Below are 17464 nucleotides of genomic sequence, written 5' to 3' on the forward strand. Positions count from 1 at the left end.
ACTGCCGCCGCAGCCAGTCACATCTAAAATGTCATAGCCCGCATTCGGAGTGATGGTAAATATAGTGCCGCTGCCGGAGTTCACCGTCTGCGGTGTTGACGGGCTGATGCTGCCGCCAGTACCTGCAACCGGAGTGACAGTAAAGGTTTGAATAACAAAGCTTGCGGTCACTGTGCAATTGGCGGTAATTGCAGCGGTTGTATAAGTGCTTCCAACCAGGCTGCCGCCACAACCGCTGACCGAATCGATAAGATAATTTGCGTTCGGAGTAATGATGAAAGCTGTCGTGGCATCGGCCTCCACACTCTGCGGAGTATTGGGACTGATACTGCCGTTGATTCCGGCTGATGGGGTGACGGTAAAAGACGAGGAGCTGACATAAACCGGGTTTACCGTCCAGAATATATCCGAAGTATAATTGTTGTCCCATGGGATCAGGTTTGCCGCCTCTGATTCAAAAGCAACGTAACGGCCGTCGCTGCTTATGGCTGGTTCCAGACTATTATAATCTCCCACAACACCGGCGTTGTTCTTGTCCACCAGGGCGATGGCGCCGGTCTGGGTATCTTTGATAAAAACATGGGTATCCGTATTGATAACATCTGCCACCAGGTTGGTCGCATAGGAATAAAATGCCACATAACGGCCGTCACCGCTTATGCTTGGGCCATAACTCCATTGATTTCCAAACGTCCCGGCGCTGTCACTGCTGACCAGAGTGGTAATACCGGTCTGGGTGTCTTTGATAAAGACATCCATATCTCCATTGACATCTCCTGCCACCATGTTGTCGGCAAGTGAAAGAAAAGCCACATAACGGCCGTCACTGCTGATGGATGCATCATTACTTTCATTATTGCCAATCACCAATGAACTGTCGCTGCTCACCAGGGTTACCGCACCGGTTTGGATGTTTTTGATGAATACATCGGGAAACCCGTTGGTATCTCCGGTTACCAGGTTTGTTGCAGCTGAATGAAAAACCGCATAAGTGCCATCACTGCTTATGGATGGAAAACTACTGATACCATTGCCAATTGTCCCTGAACTGTCACGGCTCAGCAGGGTGATAGCGCCATTCGAGGTGTCTTTGAGGAAGATATCGTTATACCCATTGGTATCATCTGGCACCAGATTGGTGGCGGCTGACTCAAAAACTACATAGCGGCCGTCACTGCTGATGCGTGGTCTCGAGGATTCATTATTCACAAACCCTCCTGCACTGTCGCTGCTCACCAGGGTGGTAACGCCGGTTTGAATGTCTTTTCGAAAGATGTCAGAAAATCCATTGGTATCCCCTGTGACCAGGTTGGTGGCTGCTGAACGAAAAACCACATAGCGGCCATTACCGCTTATCGCCGGACTACCACTTAGAAGATTCCCCAGAACCCCGGAACTGTCAGTACTGACATAGGTGATCTTCGCGGTCTGAATATCTTTGAGAAAGACATCCCACGTTGCATTGGTGTCCACAAAGTCCAGATCCAGGTTGGTGGCAAATGAGTCAAAAGCCACATAACGGCCGTCACTGCTTGTGCTCGTGACAAAATAGCTCAAACTATTGCCGGGGTATCCCCTGCTGTTGGAGCTGGCAATAATCGGGGTTGTGAAGGTACTGTCGATATCGTTGGGGTCGCTGCCATAGCAGACTTCGGCGCCATCCAGCTGACCGTCGCCGTCGCTGTCCGGATTGGTGGGGTCGGTGCCGTCCCCGTATTCGTACTTATCGGATTGCCCGTCATTATCAAGGTCCAACGTTCCATCCCGGGAAAGATCACCGAAATACAGGATTTCCCAGTCATCGTCCATCCAGTCCCCATCAATGTCCCAATCCGATATGGCTTGCAGAATAAGATTTGTGCCGTCATTTACCACATTCCAGGTAATTCCTGAAACAACCGGCAGAGTCTGGGTCAGGAAACTGCCGGTAATACTTGAGGCGGTAAGAATGGTATAGGTATCTCCAACATTGGGAAATGAATAGATCAGTTCGACCACGAGGGTGCCGTTAAGGGTGACTGCACCGCTTACGACCAAACGGTCATATTCGGTGCCAACCGCCAGACCGCCCCGTTCGATGTTGAGCACGGTGGAGGCGGTCATCGGATAATTGCCGGAAATGGTCAGAATACCGGGTAAGTTACCGCCGGTCCAGTGGCCGGGGTTCGTGTTGCCGTTGTTGGTGAAGGTGGCGTCGGTGACGTCGATGGTGCCGATGCCATAGATAAAAGCTCCTGAGGCATGATTCAGGGTGGAATTAAAATCCAGGGTGCCGCTCTGCACGTTAATAATACCGGGGTTGTTATTATTAAACCCGACATTGATGGAAGTCGTACCGGCTCCGCCGCTCTTGGTGATGGTGCCGGTGTTGGTAATAAGCCTTGTACCGGCGCCGCCGCCATCGAGGAAGGCAAAATCGCCCAGTATGATTAAATTACCCTGGTTGTTTAAGTAACCGTTATTGTTGGCGAGAAAGGTAAGACCATCGCCGGCCAAGGTCATGGTGCCGGCATTGGTCACGGTGTTATAAAGTTCTTTGGCGGTTCCAGCATTGATCACCAGGCCCTGGGCCGAGCTGAGATTATAGGTGCCGCCGGATAACATCCCGCCAGTCCAGTTCAAAGTCCCGGCGCCGGTGAGCGTCCCGCCGTCAAAAGTCCCCCCTGAAAGATTCACGGTTGAGGAATTTGCTATCGTTACACTATTTACGGTTGTTGTGCCGGAAGAATGATTAACGACAAATCCGCCAGGAATAACTACATCATCACCGGGCACTGGGACAAAACCTGTATCCCAGTTCATATATTCGTTCCAATTAGTGGGGTCAGGTGTAAAACTACCGTTCCAGGTTCTGGTTGCCGCCACAGCAGTCCCATGCAGGAATGCAAGCAAACCACACAGGGCTAATATTCCCAATAAATTTGATTTACGGAAAACACCTCTCACAAGTGTAACTATTGCGAACATTGTCTTTCTCCCTGAAAATGAACCATCAGCTTCCGGCCATTATGCTGCGATCGACCGGGTCATCAAAATCAGATTCTATAATGCAGTCTTGCTTGAAGTCGGAATCAGTTGAGGTAAACAAAGAAAAAAATAGATTGAAATGTTTTTCATTTCCCTGCCGGCGTCAGAATCCGGACAGCTTCTTTCCATCATGAAAAACACTACTGAGCTAGATTAATCCCCTCAAAATAAAACCCCTCAAATACTCGAAATCCGGTATTAGAATATAAGCAATTTCTATACCACAGAGTGAGGTATCAAGAGATATTATAAATTATTAACCGGTTGAAATTTCTTAAAAATCAACACCTTCGACAAAGTCATTGAATTTAGGTTCTATTACAATGATTAAACATAAAAAAACAAAAGCCCCTGGTCAGAAATAAAAGAGTAATACTTTGCCCCGGTCGTTTGATCTTATCACTGGCATCGATCAAATTTCCGGTTTACCGGAATACCTGCAGGAAAAATCAGGGAAATAATCCCTGATATTGTCGGCATCAAAGATAAGAGAGTGTCTAAACTTCGAGGTAAGCAGACTCTGCGAGACTCCGAAACCACGATGCAGATGCGTATCCCTCTTATAATTTATCGGAATTACTGAAGGCGACAGTTGAGGTATTCGAGTTTTCACAAGATTATCGATATTGCCATTTACCTGCCATCTGGTATAAATAAAGACTCAATCCTGATGGACCCGTAAAAAGTCGTTGTAATAAAAGGTCCACCTTATAAAATCAATCTGTTACAATGCAATATCTCGATGAAATCAGCCTTTTCAGGATTTCATCAATCCTGGATTGATCTCATTTTTGTGTTGATTGAGGGGAGAAAATATCAGGCCGGCGCATTGAGAACCTTACCGAAACCGGTTTTTTTTGACACTTGGAGAAACGAAGATCCCTTTCATGAAATACAAACCATTTCAAATCCATTCCATCATCTTCACCGCGGCAACCGTTGCCGTATTATTCCTGTATTTTATTGCCACACCGCTGATCAGCAGGCTCGACCTGCTCAGCGAAGACATGTTCTTCAAAATCCGCGGCCCCGTGCCCCAGAGCGATACCATAGTCATTGCCGCAATCGACGAAAAAAGCATTGACCAGCTTGGCCGCTGGCCGTGGCAGCGCGACACCATCGCCCGGCTCATCGACAGACTCAACGAATACAAGGCCGGGGTGGCGGGGTTCGATATTGTTTTTTCCTCGCCTGAGACCAGCGCTGCCGGCAGACAGCTGGTCAATCTTCAAGAATCCCTCAAAGGCAGGGTTTCTCAAGACATCAGCCGGGAAATCAGCCGGGCTGCGGCCCTGGCAAATACCGACGGAATTCTTAACACCTCGCTCAAGAATTACGGCAGGGCGGTGCTGGGCTATTTTTTCCATTTTTCCGAAGACGGCCTGGAACATCTCTCTGAAGCGGAAATGGAGTCCTATCTCAAGGCGGTTGAAAAAACCCGCTTTTCCGGAATCAAACAGCAACCGGGCACCCGGATCAGTTCACTGGATCTTCCCACCGCCTATGCTGTGGAATCAAACATCGCGGAAATCACCGAGGGGATAAACCTTGCCGGCTATTTCAACTTCAGCCCGGAAAGCGACGGCTCCATCCGCAAGATTCCGCTGATTGTCAAATACCGTGACATGGTGGGCCTTAAGGACAGGGATGATTATTTCTTCCCGCCGCTGTCACTCTCCATGCTCCGGCAATACTTTGAATGCCCGGTGCTGATCCTCGTCGACCCGGCAGGCGTTGAGCAGGTTGCCCTGGCCATCGGCGATGAAGCATTAACCATTCCCACCAATGACCGCGGCGAGATGCGGATCAATTATTACGGACCGAGCCGGACATTCGAGCATATCTCCATTGCCGACATCCTTGACGGCACTGTGCCGCGCGAAAAGATTGAAAACAAAATAGTCCTGGTGGGCGCAACCGCCACCGCCATTGAAGACGTGCGGATCACCCCCTTTGACGAGGTCTTTCCGGGAATCGAGATCCATGCGACAATCATTGAAAATATCCGGACCAATCAGATCCTTTCCGAGCCCAAGGTCTCCAAGATGGTCATCGACCTTCTTGGGGTTTTCACGGTGGGGCTCATCCTGCTCCTCACAATGTCGCGCTTCGGAGCGATGATCAACGGCGGAGTCATCCTGCTGCTCTCCGGTGCCGCCTTTTTTATCTGCTATTCTCTGTTCAGCAGCCTGATTGTAGTCAGCCCGGTTGCACCGCTCATGGAAATCATTGCGGTGGCATCGTCCCTTTACGTCTACCGCTACATTGTCGAGGAAAAGGAAAAACGCTATATCCAGGGGGCGTTTTCCCAGTATCTCTCCCCTGATGTCATCAACGAACTTATTCTTGACCCGGAAAAACTCAAACTGGGCGGCAATCGCAAAGAGCTCACCGCCTTCTTCTCCGATGTTGCCGGATTTTCCTCCATATCCGAAAAAATGAATCCTGAAGAATTAGTAGAACTCCTGAACGAATACCTCACCGAGATGACCAATATTGTCCTCAGGTACAACGGCACCGTGGACAAATACGAGGGAGACGCGATCATCGCCTTTTTCGGCGCGCCCCTGGAAGACCCGGATCACGCCGCCAAATGCTGTTTCATGGCCCTGGATATGCAGCAGCGGCTTGCCGAACTGAACCGCAACTGGCAGAGCCGGGGAAAACCGCTCCTCAGTGTCCGCATGGGGATCAATACCGGCATGATGGTTGTCGGCAATATGGGTTCGGCGCAGCGCATGGATTACACGATCATGGGGGACGCGGTAAACCTGGCTGCGCGCCTGGAAGGGGTCAACAAACAATACGAGACCTCCATCATGATCAGCCAGTTCACCTATAAATTATGCAAAGATCGATTTGAGGTCCGTGAACTGGATACGGTGCGCGTTGTCGGCAAACAGGAGGCGATCACCATCTATGAACTCCTTGCCAGAAAAGGTGGGCTGGACCAGCACACCGAAGAACTCGTCAGGCAATACAATATCGGCCTTGGCCATTACAAGGCCAGGGAATGGGATAAGGCAATCAATGTCTTCGGCGCCCTTTTTGATGCCGAGCATGATGACGGCCCGACGCTGACCTATCTTGAGCGCTGTCTTGATTTTCGCCTTTCCCCGCCCGGCAAGAATTGGGATGGGGTTCACGTCCTCACTTCCAAATAACCCGGATAATTCATGACATTCGATGAAATTGTTTATGTCGAAATAACGTAATAATTGAAGAAAATAAATGACATGTTGAATAAGCCAAGTAGAAATTATCTTAACGAAATCATTTACCTCCTGAAATATTCGGGATAGGCGGCTTATGAAATTCGGCGAATATCTGGTGATGACCAAAATGGCAACCGAGGAGGATATCCAACTTGCCCTGGAAACCCAGCGCCAGGCAGGGCGGCCCTTTGGCAAATGCGCCCGCAATATCGGGTTCCTCAACAAGAAACAGAATATCCGCATTCTCCTTGAACAGCTCCGAACGCAACAGCGATATGGCGAGATTGCCGTAAAGCTGGGATTTCTCACCGAAGAGCAGGTGGATCTCCTGTTGACGGACCAACGGAAAGGCTCGTTCCCCCTGGGGAAAATTCTTATCGCCCAGACCGATCTCACCCGGAAAGACCTGGCTATGGCGCTGAAAAATTTTGTTCTGGAGGACTGGAAGAACAAGTGAAGAGCAAGGATTAAAGGCCCGGAGTCAGAAGCCGGAAGGCAGGAGTCAGAATATATATCAGAGCGGCATAAACTTTAACCAGCCCCTCACTCTTTACTCATCTCTCATAACTCATCACTATTCACCCCTCACTCACTCTGATTTCCGGTCCAGAACTTTCCGGACCGTCTTTGCCAGCTCCTCTCTTGTAACCGGCTTGACAAGAAAATCGTTGATGCCCAATTTTTTTCTTGCAGACTCGGATGATATTCTCTCACTGTATCCGGTACAGAGAATAATCGGCGTACCGGGGTTTATTTTTCTTATTTCCTGAATCAACGCATCCCCTGACAGGTGAGGCATGGCGAGATCGGTAATAACAAGATCGTAGTCCGGATGGGCCCTGAACTCATCCAAGGCTTTCAGGCTGTCCACCATTGCGGTGACCTTATATCCAAGCTCCTCCATATTCCTTTTGATAAGAGCGGAAATCTCCTTTTCATCATCCACCAGCAGCAACTTTTCATTGCCACCGGGAAGATCACCTTCCTCTTCTTCCTCCATGAAAAACCCCTGGCTGATTACCGGCAGAAAAACATTAAAAACGCTGCCCTTGCCTCTTTCGCTCTCAACCTGAATCATCCCGCTGCAACTCCTGACAATACCATGCACCATCGACAGACCAAGCCCCGTCCCCTTATCCACGTCCTTGGTGGTGAAATACGGTTCGAATATTCTTTCAAGCACCGCTTCATACATTCCGCAACCGGTATCGCTCACCGTAAGTTTTGCATATCTTCCCGGAAACATTCCGGGTTCCCCTGCACAATCATCAGCGCCAAGCTCCACTTCCTGCAATATCATCTGCAGGATCCCGCCTTTTTCTTCCATGGCATGCACGGCATTGGTAGATAAATTCATAATCACCTGATGAATCTGGGTCGGATCGGCAAAAACAGCGCCACAATCAGGATAGATGTCCTGTCTGATTTCAATTGTCGCAGGGATTGAGGCTCGAAGAAGTTTCAAGACTTCCTTGATGATCAGATGCACCATTACCGGACACTTTTCCTGATCCGACTGCCGGCTGAAAGTGAGGATCTGCTTGACAAGTTCCTTGGCCCGCAGCCCTGCCTTGATAACCTGTCCCAGGTCCTGGCGCTTCTGATCACCCGGCGGCAGCTCTCTGATCACTAAATCCGAATAGCCGAGGATCGCGGAAAGAATATTATTAAAATCATGGGCAATGCCGCCCGCCAGAGTGCCGATGGCCTCCATTTTCTGGGCCTGAATCAGTTGATTCTGAAGCCCTGACTTTTCCTTGATTGTTTGTTTATGCTCATCGATTTCCCGTTGCAGATTGAGATAGGCGTTGGAGAGTTCACCGGTTCTTTCCAGGACCTTCTGTTCGAGCTGGTCATGGGCCTGCTGTAATTTTTCATCCATTTTTTTAAGTCGGGAAATACTCTTTTCTGCCTTCATCGAAGCAAAAATTATCCCCAGAAGCAGGCACAGGGATATGGGATACAGGGTATAATTGAATCGTTGGAACTGCCTTTTCAACAAGAGAAGATTTTCAGTGATGTCATAATATACTTCCGCGGCACCTGTAAACTTGCCGCCAAGGATTATCGGCACATAGATCTCCATGACATCGGTGGTTACTTTCTGGCCCTCCAGAGTCATGGAGTCTTTTCTGACAATCTTGGAATAAATCTTCCCCCTGGAAACTATTTCCCGAAAATAAGGCTTTTCATTCACCTCGCCGACATCTTCTTTGTCAGTTGAAAAGACGATGAGCCCTTCCGGGCTGAAAAGCTTGACCTTCATCAGTTCAAAGTCATCCAGCATGATTTCGATCTGATGCTTGAAATCATCAGGGAGGGATTGAGAGTCGATCTGGTCGTTTGCTATATTCAGCATATGCCCGAGATGGACTGCAACCCGTTCCGCATCCGTGGTTATATTTTTCCGCAGGAGTTTTTCAAAGGAAGGATAAAGATAAAACACCGTGTAGGCGCTGAGAGTCAGGACCGCAACAATAGATGCAAAGATGATGCCTTTCAGAAAATCAAACTTGTACACATCAACTCCTTTGTAAAGATCCAGGCTCGGAGACGGAAGACACAGAAAATCTATCCAAAGAGTGATGGCCCTTGAGCTGGCGTGCATTGTGCCATGCATGGACTGCGAGTCTCTCCGCCTGAATACCACATGGTAGCACAAACCATGACAGCTCACCATATCTTATTAATGTCAGGTGTTTTTTCAGGAATGCAGAAAACCCATAACAGGACAGACATCACCTGAAAAGCATGATCCTTCCTGAGATCTGCAGATCAGACATATGCTTGGAAGAGATGCTTGAGTTCTTCAAGGGATTCCTTGACGGCAAAGGGCATGACCTTGGCGTACATGTCCAGAAGAATGATGGCATTGACTGAGGAGTCGGTCTCGATTGCCACCCGCAGCCGGTCGGCAATTGCCAGGTTTACTTCCTGGACATTCTTATACAGCGAGGTCAGCCCTTTAAGATCGAAATCCGGCTCACCACCGTGCTGCTTGATATAATACTGAGCCAGCATATACATGGAGGTGGCGCGATAGATGGTTTCCGCCTCGCTTGCCAGGGGAAGATGAAACCGGGCCATGGGTTTTAAAAAAGCGGTATGCGGACAGCCGCAGGTGGCGATCACCAAACCCATCAGCGAACTGATTGCCTGTTGCGCCGTGGTATCCTGCGAGATGCTTCTTTCCTCGGTGACAACATCCACGTGAATCGGATCATATGATACCAGGGAGCCGAACCCTTCGACAATCCCCACGATATTTGCCGCAAGCGGGCAATACGGTGATTCGGATACTTTAAGCGGACAATGGTGGCATTGCTGGAAATCGAGTTTGGCCCAATCAGGCAGAACATCGGGCATTTTACCCTGCAGTTGGAAATTCTCACCACCGATGGGAAGATCAAATTCCACCTTTGATCCGTCGGCCAGAGTAAAAATATACCAGACAATTACATTTTCCATTCCCACCCTCCGCATTTGTTCATAACCGGAAGCAAACACCGGCAAAAGATCATTATCTTTATTAGCAGTTTACATGATATCTGTCAAATGAACCTTACAGCTGAAAGTATCTTTCATAGCCAAGATGAATTTGCAGTGTTGCAGGTGATATTGTATAAAGGAGCCACTTGATTGAAGCTCCCCGCAGCAGTTAAAATCACTTACTTCACAGGGATTACCTTCCGTGCACAATAATTACATAGAATATCTGAATACGCCGCATCAGGAGAAAATCCGCCTTTTGCAGGAGGAAAACGACAAATGGCTCGCTCTTCCTAAAAAGGGTATCACCCGCTACCTTGAGCCGCTCCGGGAACTTTCCCATATCAGGGCGAAGCACCTTGATGTTTCAGGAGATGTGGTGAAAATCGGCGCAAGAGATGAGTTGACATCTGCTGATCAACAAAAAATACACACAGCGATGCGCAACTTCATGCCGTGGAGAAAGGGGCCCTTTGAAATCTTCGGCCTTGAGATTGATTCCGAATGGCAAAGCCAGCGCAAGTGGAACAGGGTACTGCCCGTCCTTCCGGATCTGGAAGGAAAAATCATTGCCGATATCGGCTGCAATAACGGTTACTACATGTTCCGCATGGCCGCTTTCAAACCGAAGTATGTCATCGGCTTTGAGCCTTATCTGCATTATTATTTCACCTTTAAAACCCTGAACACCTTTGCCGGGCTGGATAACCTCTTTATCGAACGAATGGGCGTTGAACAGATCGGCTTATTTGAAAATTCCTTTGACGTGGTTTTCCTGATGGGAATCCTTTACCACCGCAGCTCACCCGTTGAGACCCTGAAAGATATTTTCACGGCAATGCGCCCCGGCGGCACCCTCATCGTCGAGTCTCAAGGCATACCCGGCAACGACCCCATGGCTATTTTCCCGGAAGAACGCTATGCCAAGGTGCCGGGCACCTATTTCGTGCCTACCGCAGCATGTCTCAAGAACTGGATGACCCGTTCAGGTTTCACCGAGGTTGAAATATTTGATCACCATCCCATGACAAACACCGAGCAGAGACGGACCCAGTGGATGGAGTTTGAATCCTATGACGATTTTATTGATCCAAAAGACCCGACCCGAACCATTGAGGGGTATCCTGCACCGATCCGGGTCTATCTGAAAGGAAAGAAGAGCGGGTGAGATTTCACCCCAGCAGTTCGTTGATGGCCAACCGCATGTCGGCCCATTTAAACGGTTTGTTGAAAATCCGGTTGGCGCCCAGGTTCTGTGCAAGTATGAGATAATCTACTGATTCAAGCCTTCCTCCTCCGGACATGGCGATGATCTTGACCTTCTGTGATTTCTCACGAAGCTCGATAATTGTTTCAATCCCTTCCTTGTCAGGCATAAAAATATCAGTGATAACTAAATCGATTTTCTGCGCGTTATAAGTATCAAGGCCATGGGCGCCATTTGCTGCATCAAAAACATGATGGCCGTCATACTCCATATGTTGCCTTAACACATCCCGTAGCTGCGGGTCATCTTCAATAATGAGAATTTGCGCCATGTTATCCCTTGTCACAACAGGTTAATATTGCTGAATCTTCCATAGCCTGCACAGCATTTGTCATCCTGCTTTCCCAGATTTCTTTTCCTTCCCGAAAAGATCGGAAACAGATATCTTTTCAACAACCTTCCGGTGATAGATTTCATATTCTTCAAGATTTAACGGCCGCTGCCTTATATTCTGAATCTTCAGCCGGAGAAAATCAAGTTTTTTAAGCTGCCGGAGGCGCTGATGCTCATCTTCGACTGCAGAAATCAATTCTTCAATTCGCTGAATCTCTTTTTTCAAGTCTATCTCCGGCGGCAGATAACCGGCATTCTTAAGTATTTAATAAGCCATCCTGAGGCGTGCATCATACACTCCACGATTAAAATATTATCATAATATCATGCAGCCGAGAGAAAAACCGTATTTCTCTCCTGGAGCGGCTCCAGCACCAAAGCTCTGTTGTCAAGGAGACCGAGGGAGGCAAGTCTCTTGAAGCTGACATTGCCCGGACCCCTGAAAATCGATTCATCAACCGAAGCAATATGGACACCCTGCTGCCGCCCGCTTCCGGCTTCTGCACCTTTGAGCACCGCCCTTGTCTTATTGAACATTATCCGCGAAAGAACAAGTTCACCAAAGGCCGGATGATACGGCCCGGCAATCACACTTTTCTCAAGGGACACAGATGGCTGAAGACCCATGCGCACCACCCTGATTGCCGCCCGGCCAAACCTTTCTTTCATTTTCGCAGTCAGAGCAACGGCGCGATTCAGGGTCAGGGGCGCATATCGCCCTTGATTATACAGTATTTCAAGTTCCGTATCACCAATGATCAGCACCGGATAAATCCGGACAAAATCAGGCCGCATGCCAATCACTTGCCGGACACCCTCAAAAAGGGATTTCGTGGTTTCGCCCGGAAGTCCTACCATCAACTGAACGCCTACGGAAAACCCATGATGTTGCAGGAGCTCAACGGCATCTTCAACCTGCTTTGCGGTATGCCCTCGACCGCTCTGCGCAAGAACCCGATCATCCAGGGACTGGACGCCCAACTCAACAATCTTGACCTTGTAACTTTTCAGAAATTGCACTATTCGATCATCAATATAATCCGGCCTGGTTGATATCCGGATTGATGCTACCCGCCCGGATGCAATGAATGGCTGGACCGCGCTCAGATATTCTTGCTGCTTCAGGGTCTCGATTCCTGTGAAGCTGCCGCCGTAAAACGCCACCTGCACCGGCGCCAGAGGGTTTTTTCGCGGCCGCTCCAGCCAGGTTTTGATTTCCCCGGTAATCGATTCGGGGGTTATGCTGTTTTCGCCCGGCTCGGCCGATCCGGCAATATGCCTCTGGTTGCAGAAAACACAGCGATGGGGACATCCCTGGTGGGCGATGAAAAAAGGAATTACAAAGGGAGTCATTTCGGGTCCCCGGGATCTTGTGGTGATTCGACATCTATCTGATCAAATCTGGTCAATGCTTCTGCCGCAGCCTGCTGCTCGGCCTCTTTCTTATTCCTGGCCTGACCGGTGGCAAGAACCTGACCTTTCAGTTTAACCGACGCGGTAAATATTTTCTCATGGTCCGGGCCTTCCTGGTTATCAAGGACATAGACCGGCGTTTCACCGAATTTCTCCTGGATCTTTTCCTGAAGCCTGCTCTTGAAGTCGGAAAAGATCATCTTCATTATGTCCATATCAATCCACGAAGCGTAATGCTCCTGGATAAAGGCTGATGCGGCATCATAGCCGCCATCCAGAAAAATTGCTCCGGCAACAGCTTCATAGGCGCACGAAAGGATTGAGGCCTTTTCCCTGCCGCTTGAAGCGTCTTCACCTTTGCCGAGGAAAAGGTACTCGCCCAGATGTACCGCCCTGGCCATGATCGCCAGGTGTGCTTCATTGACTAAGGAGGCGCGCATTTTGGTCAAATCGCCTTCGCGAACTTCCGGATGCTTCTTGTAGAGAAGCTCTCCGACTACAAGATCCAGGACCGCATCCCCCAAAAACTCCAGTGTCTCATTATCCAGGCCGGTCAATCTGCCCTGCTCCGCTGCAAAGGACCGGTGGATCAATGCTTTCTGTAAAAGACATCTGTCCTTGAAATCATATTGCAGTAACTTTTCAAGTTCCAGAAGGGGCTCGGCATTATCTCCGGCAAGTAATCCTATCAAAGCTGTCATATGAATAATCCGTAATATACTGAGAGCAATCCGTTTGAAATTTTATACATCATACCTAATTATGTGCCTTTTAATAATTCTCAGATGTTTCGTGAATTTTCAAAGGGATCAACGGTTTCACCGAAGTTCGTTCTGAAAATAGTTTAAATGCGTCTATTAAAAAAATTCCGCCTGACTCATCCGGTTAATGAATATTTCCTCTTGTAAAAAACAAAATCAACGTATAAGATGGTCCCCTCTAAGAAAGGCGGCGTAGCCAAGTGGCTAAGGCAGCGGTCTGCAAAACCGTTATTCACCAGTTCAAATCTGGTCGCCGCCTCCATTAAATAATTCAGGGGTTGCCCTTTCCGGCAACTCCTTTTTTTATATCTGTGCGGTTCTCTTTGACATCTTTTATACCCAAACGCCAGATTTATTTCAAATTGGCTTTTTGCCTTCTTGCTTTCCCTTCCCGCTTTGTTTCCGCCAGAATTCCCCATCCAAAGGTATTCATAGACATATCGCAATTATTTTTCCCACCCTGCATTTGCACACATATGCACCTGGCAAAAATGGACACACCACTCTCTGTCAACAATGCCGATTCTCCGGAAAATTGAAAAGTCTTCCGCCTTTTCGGAAAAAACCCCAGCTCTTTTTACGATTTAAAAGGAAATTGACTGATTTTTAGCGGTTATCTGCTGTTAATTGTTCTGGCATCAAAATTGCTACTAAAAATCAATGTTTTCTTTAAATCACTCATTCATACCAATATAATGGAGGGGAAGGATGAAACGGTTAGCAATTCTTTTATGTGCGACGCTTGTGGTAATTTCCGCATCAGGGCAGGCATGGGCGACCCCCATGAGCGGCGAATACAGCATCACTGTGACCACGACCCAGATCGATACGGATACCTGGAACTTTGTCTTTGAGGTCAGCAACATCAACCAGCAGACCGTTGAGAAGACAGGTCTTGACGGATTTTACATCCAGATCCCAAAGACCGCGCTCGTTACCAATGTCACAGCGCCGGGTCCCTATTACGGCTTCCCTGGATACTGGGACAAGTTTCAATCTGGCAGCGGATCAAACTACTGGGCACCCGAGGCGCAGGCGCTTGACGGCTATTCCTGGTACGGCTGGTGGGGACAGCATCCCGTCTCAGTGTACCCAGCAAATTCCACTGCCACCTTCAGCATCGAACTCGACGGCGTTATCCCGGGGATCAATACCGGCGTTGCCGTAACCTACTGGGGGTTTTACACACCTCCCCTGAAAACGGTTTATACAGTGGATCCCCACGGCTACTACAGCGGATATTCCAGTGATTTCCTCATGCCCATGGCAGCACCGGTGCCTGAACCATGCACCATTCTTCTCTTTGGGACCGGACTCGCAGGGCTGGCGCTGGGCCGGAAACGTCGGAAGGACTGATTTCTCGCATTAGTAATTTATAACGAAAACGGCCGGGTGACATCACAGTCATCCGGCCGTTTTCGTTTACGCTGATTCCATCATAACTACCTGGATGTATACAGAAAAAAATAGTGAGCCGGTTATTTCCCCTGTAGCGATAGAAATTAAAACCCCATTTCCTCAAGCATTTTATTGACCGTATCCTGATCCAACGGGGCGCCCGGTTCTTTAGCGCCTCCGACTTTGCCGAGATAAGTATCAACCTCTTCCTGAGCAAGTTGCTTGCTTTCTTCGTGAGAGATATCAGGCTTCTTCTCCTTACTCTTGAGCTGCGTGCCGAAAGATACGACAATTGCCAGCAACTGGATCTGGAAATCACTGAGCAGTTTGATAATCTTCATTATCTGCTGCCCGGAAAGGTCCTGGAAACTCAAGACCTCGGTGATCCTGAACACAAGATTGCTGATATTGGTGACCCCGTTGAAGGCATTTTCAATCTTCTTAAAAATCTCTTTCTGGTCTTCAAAGGTCATCACGCTCAAATTTTCAGCCATTCCTGCTGTACCGGAGCCGCTTGTTTCGGGTATCTCATCAAGGCCTGTAAGACTTTCCGCAAGCAATGAGCGTATCTCGTCGATTCGCGAATCCGGAACCATACTTTCCCCTGCAGCCGTTTCTATTCTGCCGCCGACAATCTCCGTTTCAGGCATTTCAAGGGGCAGACTCTGATCAAGGAAAATATCGCCTTTTCCCGCATCCATCTTCTTTAAGAGGTTCTTTGTTCCCTTATCCTTGCATGCTTCAGACAAAGGCCCGAAAACATCCGCCAGGGGCACGGTCAGAAACCCATCCTCTTCAGGCAGGCTTTCCACTTTAGGACTGATGGCATCAACAAATCGGTCATAGTCGAAAATTTCATTAGCCCTTCCCCGGGCCGCGCTGATATGCCCTTTCACCGTTTCATTGGTGCAGAGCTCATAAATCGTCTGAAAAACCGGATCAAGCTGAAACAGGTACCTGGTTTTCTGCGGCACTTCAGAAACGCTCTCCGCAGAAATTCCCCCATCGCCGAGCAGGTTGATTTCCTCCAATAAACTGCCCGCCTTTTCCAGGGCCCCGCGAACCTGGCTTATTTTTTCTGAAAAAGAAATTGTTTCCTTTCCGGTTTCATCCTCAAAACCCACCGAGGCTTCTGTGGCGCTGAAAGCCTTATGATCCTTTAATATGGAAAGCAAGTCCTTGACGGCATCGGTTTCCTCATGCACCATTTCCACCTGGTCCATGATCTCCATGGTGGCTTTTTCGGTCATCGAAACAATATCCTTGAGCTGGTCCTTGGCTGCCTCGATCTTTTCGCCGGCATCATCAAGTTTTGCCCTTTCACCCTGCCGGTCCTCTGCCGGAATCTCCATTATCGTAGACGAAAGACTCTTGGCAAGCCTGCCGATGTCATTATAAATATCATTGGATATATTTTTATAAAAATCATCCCCGGATGCGCTCCCGGTGAAATCCGCCCCGCGTGCGGAATTCTGCTCGTGCTCAACAATCTTTTCAACTACCCGTGTCACACTGCTTCCTTCATTGCCAAGCACGGTAATATTATAAATTGCATTTTCTGTGGGAATTCGAAAAAAGCCTGCGCTTATTTCGAGATTAATTTCCGGTTTGCCTTTTTCCATAAAATAACTCCTGGTCTGTAAAATAGTGCTCTGCATCCATCCATAAAGAACTTGAGGGCTCACATAAAAAAACCCGGTTATTTGATGCTGCCCGAAAACCTCACGCCGATTTCAAATGCACCTGAAACCGTCCTGCTTTCAGACCCCCGGACCACCATGGCAAGAACCTTGAGTTCTCCCAGGTTGGCGGCCTTCAGGGTCTTGGCCCATTTATCCATGTCAGGCGACCAGCCAAAGAGGTCCAGAGTCATGACCAGCGGAGTATTGCTTTCGAGTAGTTCCGTTGCCAGAAAGCGGAGGCCACCGCCGCCGATATCAATCAGCTTGCCGGTCTTTGCAGAACAAGTTGTGTGAAGATCTTCAAATCTTCCGTAGCGAATCTCAAAATCCTTGCCAACCCTCTGGTGCTGACGTCTTTCTAAAAACGACTCTGGAGAATCTTTCCTGTTCATGGTCACTCCCTTTTAACCCGCAGTTTCGACAATTAATCTGCTCCGAAGCCGATCCTTGTTAAAAATGCTGGTTGAACGTTTTGCGGGACATACCAACCGCCAAATCCTGTACTCTTTCTCTTTACTCTTTTTCACTCCCAAAAAGCAACACCCGGCTATCAACCGGGTCGGCTGACCAAAAATTGATATCCTGAACGGTAAAACAAGTTTGCCAGAATACACTGATTCTAAAAAAGGGGCGATTTGGCCTGGACGCTTCCCTGAAATATCAGGTGGTCCGGGCCGGTTCTTTTTTAGCCGAAACGTTTTCAGGCGGTTTCTGAGCACCGCCCGGGGCTTTCTGGTCGAAATTCTCGGGTTTGATTCCGAACCGTGCCTGGATTCTCTTGAGAGACACGAGACGCCCCCTTCTGAGGGAGGGTGTAAGAAAGGATTTGAGCTTCCTTTCAAGGACCCGGGGGTCAACTTCGCTTTCAATGGCAATAAC

14 protein-coding genes and 1 tRNA gene are annotated in these 17464 nt (G+C 48.7%); 5 read left to right on the forward strand and 10 right to left on the reverse strand.

Annotated features, from left to right (window positions below):
- Positions 1 to 2967 (reverse strand): hypothetical protein (locus KKE17_12635; GenBank protein ID MBU1710843.1); only part of this gene is annotated, 2967 nt, incomplete at its 3' end.
- Between the two features lie 947 nt (positions 2968 to 3914).
- Between KKE17_12635 and KKE17_12640 the strand changes: the two genes are divergently transcribed.
- The gene (locus tag KKE17_12640) at positions 3915 to 6191 is read left to right on the forward strand and encodes an adenylate/guanylate cyclase domain-containing protein (GenBank protein MBU1710844.1); all 2277 of its coding nucleotides are present in this window, start codon (positions 3915 to 3917) and stop codon (positions 6189 to 6191) included.
- Between the two features lie 145 nt (positions 6192 to 6336).
- Entirely contained in the window at positions 6337 to 6699 is a 363-nt protein-coding gene (locus KKE17_12645; protein ID MBU1710845.1) for a hypothetical protein, read from the forward strand.
- Between the two features lie 132 nt (positions 6700 to 6831).
- Here KKE17_12645 and KKE17_12650 read toward each other — a convergent pair whose 3' ends face one another.
- Positions 6832 to 8862: a response regulator gene (locus KKE17_12650; protein ID MBU1710846.1), complete on the reverse strand. Its 2031-nt coding sequence runs from the start codon at positions 8860 to 8862 to the stop codon at positions 6832 to 6834.
- 155 nt (positions 8863 to 9017) lie between these two features.
- The gene (locus KKE17_12655) at positions 9018 to 9710 is read right to left on the reverse strand and encodes a hypothetical protein (GenBank protein MBU1710847.1); all 693 of its coding nucleotides are present in this window, start codon (positions 9708 to 9710) and stop codon (positions 9018 to 9020) included.
- Positions 9711 to 9933: 223 nt separating this feature from the next.
- Here KKE17_12655 and cmoB point away from each other — a divergent pair, with 223 nt between their 5' ends.
- On the forward strand, positions 9934 to 10899 hold the full coding sequence (cmoB, locus tag KKE17_12660) for a tRNA 5-methoxyuridine(34)/uridine 5-oxyacetic acid(34) synthase CmoB (GenBank protein MBU1710848.1): 966 nt from the start codon (positions 9934 to 9936) through the stop codon (positions 10897 to 10899).
- A 4-nt stretch (positions 10900 to 10903) separates the two neighbouring features.
- On the opposite strand, the gene KKE17_12665 is transcribed toward cmoB, so the two are convergent.
- The 4 genes from KKE17_12665 to rnc all read right to left on the reverse strand — a co-directional run bounded on the left by KKE17_12665 (position 10904) and on the right by rnc (position 13445).
- Positions 10904 to 11269: a response regulator gene (locus tag KKE17_12665; protein ID MBU1710849.1), complete on the reverse strand. Its 366-nt coding sequence runs from the start codon at positions 11267 to 11269 to the stop codon at positions 10904 to 10906.
- Positions 11270 to 11329: 60 nt separating this feature from the next.
- Entirely contained in the window at positions 11330 to 11557 is a 228-nt protein-coding gene (locus KKE17_12670) for a hypothetical protein (protein ID MBU1710850.1), read from the reverse strand.
- A gap of 98 nt (positions 11558 to 11655) precedes the next feature.
- The gene (locus tag KKE17_12675) at positions 11656 to 12684 is read right to left on the reverse strand and encodes a radical SAM protein (protein ID MBU1710851.1); all 1029 of its coding nucleotides are present in this window, start codon (positions 12682 to 12684) and stop codon (positions 11656 to 11658) included.
- The gene (rnc, locus tag KKE17_12680; protein ID MBU1710852.1) at positions 12681 to 13445 is read right to left on the reverse strand and encodes a ribonuclease III; all 765 of its coding nucleotides are present in this window, start codon (positions 13443 to 13445) and stop codon (positions 12681 to 12683) included. Before rnc ends, KKE17_12675 begins: the two co-directional genes overlap by 4 nt.
- A 246-nt stretch (positions 13446 to 13691) precedes the next feature.
- Here rnc and KKE17_12685 point away from each other — a divergent pair.
- Positions 13692 to 13767: transfer RNA gene (locus tag KKE17_12685), tRNA-Cys, on the forward strand.
- A 446-nt stretch (positions 13768 to 14213) separates the two neighbouring features.
- Complete coding sequence (locus tag KKE17_12690; GenBank protein MBU1710853.1) at positions 14214 to 14861, forward strand: PEP-CTERM sorting domain-containing protein; 648 nt, start codon at positions 14214 to 14216, stop codon at positions 14859 to 14861.
- Between the two features lie 146 nt (positions 14862 to 15007).
- Here KKE17_12690 and KKE17_12695 read toward each other — a convergent pair whose 3' ends face one another.
- From KKE17_12695 to KKE17_12705, 3 genes are all read right to left on the reverse strand, one after another.
- Positions 15008 to 16525 carry a protein phosphatase CheZ gene (locus tag KKE17_12695; protein MBU1710854.1) on the reverse strand — a complete coding sequence of 506 codons (1518 nt, stop codon included), beginning with the start codon at positions 16523 to 16525 and terminating at the stop codon, positions 15008 to 15010.
- Positions 16526 to 16602: 77 nt separating this feature from the next.
- On the reverse strand, positions 16603 to 16977 hold the full coding sequence (locus KKE17_12700; protein MBU1710855.1) for a PilZ domain-containing protein: 375 nt from the start codon (positions 16975 to 16977) through the stop codon (positions 16603 to 16605).
- A 268-nt stretch (positions 16978 to 17245) separates the two neighbouring features.
- Positions 17246 to 17464 (reverse strand): hypothetical protein (locus KKE17_12705; GenBank protein MBU1710856.1); only part of this gene is annotated, 219 nt, incomplete at its 5' end.

This window comes from Pseudomonadota bacterium (genome assembly GCA_018823135.1).
Taxonomy (GTDB): domain Bacteria; phylum Desulfobacterota; class Desulfobulbia; order Desulfobulbales; family CALZHT01; genus JAHJJF01.

What these genes read in the sequence shown, in the direction of transcription:
- KKE17_12695 (MBU1710854.1), bottom strand. Translation starts at nt 16,525, where the DNA reads ATGGAAAAAGGCAAACCGGAAATTAATCTCGAAATAAGCGCAGGCTTT.
- KKE17_12655 (MBU1710847.1), bottom strand. Translation starts at nt 9,710, where the DNA reads ATGGAAAATGTAATTGTCTGGTATATTTTTACTCTGGCCGACGGATCA.
- KKE17_12690 (MBU1710853.1), top strand. Translation starts at nt 14,214, where the DNA reads ATGAAACGGTTAGCAATTCTTTTATGTGCGACGCTTGTGGTAATTTCC.
- KKE17_12650 (MBU1710846.1), bottom strand. Translation starts at nt 8,862, where the DNA reads ATGCATGGCACAATGCACGCCAGCTCAAGGGCCATCACTCTTTGGATA.
- KKE17_12700 (MBU1710855.1), bottom strand. Translation starts at nt 16,977, where the DNA reads ATGAACAGGAAAGATTCTCCAGAGTCGTTTTTAGAAAGACGTCAGCAC.
- KKE17_12675 (MBU1710851.1), bottom strand. Translation starts at nt 12,684, where the DNA reads ATGACTCCCTTTGTAATTCCTTTTTTCATCGCCCACCAGGGATGTCCC.
- KKE17_12665 (MBU1710849.1), bottom strand. Translation starts at nt 11,269, where the DNA reads ATGGCGCAAATTCTCATTATTGAAGATGACCCGCAGCTACGGGATGTG.
- rnc (MBU1710852.1), bottom strand. Translation starts at nt 13,445, where the DNA reads ATGACAGCTTTGATAGGATTACTTGCCGGAGATAATGCCGAGCCCCTT.
- KKE17_12640 (MBU1710844.1), top strand. Translation starts at nt 3,915, where the DNA reads ATGAAATACAAACCATTTCAAATCCATTCCATCATCTTCACCGCGGCA.
- KKE17_12645 (MBU1710845.1), top strand. Translation starts at nt 6,337, where the DNA reads ATGAAATTCGGCGAATATCTGGTGATGACCAAAATGGCAACCGAGGAG.